Annotated in this window: 5 protein-coding genes; all 5 read right to left on the reverse strand. The window is 42.0% G+C overall.

Annotated features, from left to right (window positions below):
* Positions 1–413, reverse strand: a 413-nt coding sequence (locus tag RJ32_RS02670; RefSeq protein ID WP_034818863.1) for a YaeQ family protein, incomplete at its 3' end; no start/stop codon positions are given.
* Between the two features lie 49 nt (positions 414–462).
* Positions 463–843 carry a hypothetical protein gene (locus tag RJ32_RS02675; RefSeq protein ID WP_034818865.1) on the reverse strand — a complete coding sequence of 127 codons (381 nt, stop codon included), beginning with the start codon at positions 841–843 and terminating at the stop codon, positions 463–465.
* Positions 844–945: 102 nt separating this feature from the next.
* Positions 946–1320 (reverse strand): hypothetical protein, encoded by a 375-nt coding sequence (locus RJ32_RS02680; protein ID WP_034818867.1) that lies wholly within the window; start codon positions 1318–1320, stop codon positions 946–948.
* Positions 1321–1411: 91 nt separating this feature from the next.
* Positions 1412–1810, reverse strand: coding sequence for a hypothetical protein (locus tag RJ32_RS02685; protein WP_034818869.1), 399 nt, complete (start codon positions 1808–1810; stop codon positions 1412–1414).
* Between the two features lie 109 nt (positions 1811–1919).
* Positions 1920–2285: a hypothetical protein gene (locus RJ32_RS02690; RefSeq protein WP_034818871.1), complete on the reverse strand. Its 366-nt coding sequence runs from the start codon at positions 2283–2285 to the stop codon at positions 1920–1922.
* Positions 2286–2433: the final 148 nt, after the last annotated feature.

The following is a 2433-nucleotide window of genomic DNA, read 5'->3' on the forward strand; positions in this document are numbered from 1 at the left end:
GCTAGCTCATTTTGCGGTAAAACAAACACATTCACGTTGGTTAAATGGGCAAACTTCGGTAGCACTTTTTCTCGCCACAAACGCGCATTGCCATACACAACTACAGACATCCTTGGTGCACGCCGACTGGCTTTGATAACCCGCGCAGCATCCGGTAGGCCAACATCAATCCAATGCTGAATTTCACCGGTGAGATCAATTTCCCAGAGTGCCGCTTCATCGGTATCGGATAACCCCCGGCCAAAGGCTAAATGCGGATGATAGAACATCGCATAAGCCAGTACTCGTGAGGCTAAACGCTGCTCTGTCTCGGATGGATGGCGTGCAACAGTAAATTTCACACTCTCGTAAACACCGCGATCAGTATCTGATATATCCAGTGAGATTTTATAAGGAGTTGCCTGTAATGCCATTTGGGTACCTAAGTGTTTCCATTTTCATGTTAATTATTTAAGCCATTGATTATAGGAGTATGAATGCCCATAAACTGCTTATGCTGAATACGATACCAACGGTTAAGCCAAACATAAGATACCAGTACGGTATAACCAATGCTTCTGTACCATTCTTCACTTCAGGTGACTTTGACACAAGATAAGAGCCGTACGCCCAGCCAAAAATATTATGCGCGACGTAAAGAGAAGGGATTAATATTTGGAGCTGTGAGAACTCTAGCGTAAAAACAGCAATAATAGAGGCAATAACCCATAAAAACTCAATAGTGGTTGTAAACGACTGTATTTTGTTTGTCCAGCAAACGCCTCTGGCTTTATATAAAACAACACCATCAACAATTACAGCCATTCCTACAAAGACGCTGACTAAAAAGTACAGCTCCATCATTTTTTAAACTCTCCTAACGCCCACCATGCCTGAGATCTTTAGCTGCTTGTTTATCGGTTCAAGAAAAGCGACAAGGTTGAAGCGAAGCCCTGCTTAGCCTTGTTATAAACTGACATTTTTACGCACATAGTTCCACGCACTAACGGCACACGCCGCACCGCATAGACCATAAAAACTAAGAAAAGCGGCTGATTGAAGGCCGAACGGTGTGCCAAACATTAACACTGGCGTGAGAGCACCCAATATAGCCCCAGAAACTAAATAAATCATAAAATAGGCATATTCTGAAAGCTGAGAATTCTGGCGAAGCTTAATTAATGGATACGCCAAAGCAAGGCACCAAAAAAGTGCGATAGGAAATGCCATTACACCAAATATTGTTGCTGCACCGCCAAACGCTGGCAGGCTAACTAAAATGAGTAGCATAGCCCCTACAAAAGCGGCTTGAATACTAGATATTATTACATGCTTCCACATTGCATTGCCTTTAGGTCATAGTTGGCCGACCATTCCGACAATATACGTTTGTGATAACCCTTCTTATGTGTGCTCATTGCTATACCACTTGTTAATTTTCAACTGCCGCTACTAACTTGCCGTCTATTGAAAGACTTCCGGCGCGAATTAAAATATCTCCAAACCAAACTGAACCATAAAATTTATTGTCCAGATACAATTCTTTGTTATAGCGACCAATAATTTCCAATTTGTGCTGATTTGATTGCGCGCCAAAAATAACAGTGTGCCGTAGTGGTGATGGTGACGTTTTACCTACCGTTGAAATTGGCAGCAACTCTTCACTGTATGGCTCTATGATTCTGATGGTTAGCCCGGGGTGATTCACATTGTATTCAACCCAGTCGCCCACTCTCTTGCCCGCATCTGCGCCTGTAAATCCAATCATGTTGGCGCAACCCGTTACAAAAAAAGCAATGCTTAAAATGCTCAATTTTAAAAACTTTTTCATAGAACCCTCTTAAAAACTAACGCCCCGCATAAACTGCGGCTAACACTTAGCTAAAATTAGCGAAGAATGAACACCAGCCAACTGTTAGGCCACCCTTTTGATGCGATTGTTATTTTCGCTTTTGTACAGTTTCGGCTCGCTCTTCAAATACAAAACCTAAAGTGTCAGCTATGGTGCCTACTGCAATTATCCCTTTAAGTGCCATTTCTTGATCGATACTGATATAGAGCTCCAGGTTATTTCCAAATGAACCTAGTCGATCATTGATTTCACCGTCATTAAAAACTCTAATAAATTTTCTACAGGGAGCAGATTTAAGGTTACTTGAATCCGTGCATTCTTGCGCATCTATCGCGAGCTTTTCGTAGCTATTAACTAATGCTTCAAGTTCTTCCTTGTTATCTATAGCATTTGCCATTGTGTTTAAGCTGAATGCAAAACAAGTTAAGGCAAATAATAAAGCTTTTGTTTTCAAACTGTTTCTCCAGAAATATAGCGGCCTACATAAACAACCGAGTGAAACGGGAACCGGGCAACCGAAGGGGGACGAATTTAATGGTTTTGTTGCGTATTTCCGTCATCTCAAGCTCCAAGCAGAGGACGGTGTTTCAAGCTATGGTACT

This window comes from Idiomarina sp. 28-8 (assembly GCF_000320945.2).
Classification (GTDB): domain Bacteria; phylum Pseudomonadota; class Gammaproteobacteria; order Enterobacterales; family Alteromonadaceae; genus Idiomarina; species Idiomarina loihiensis.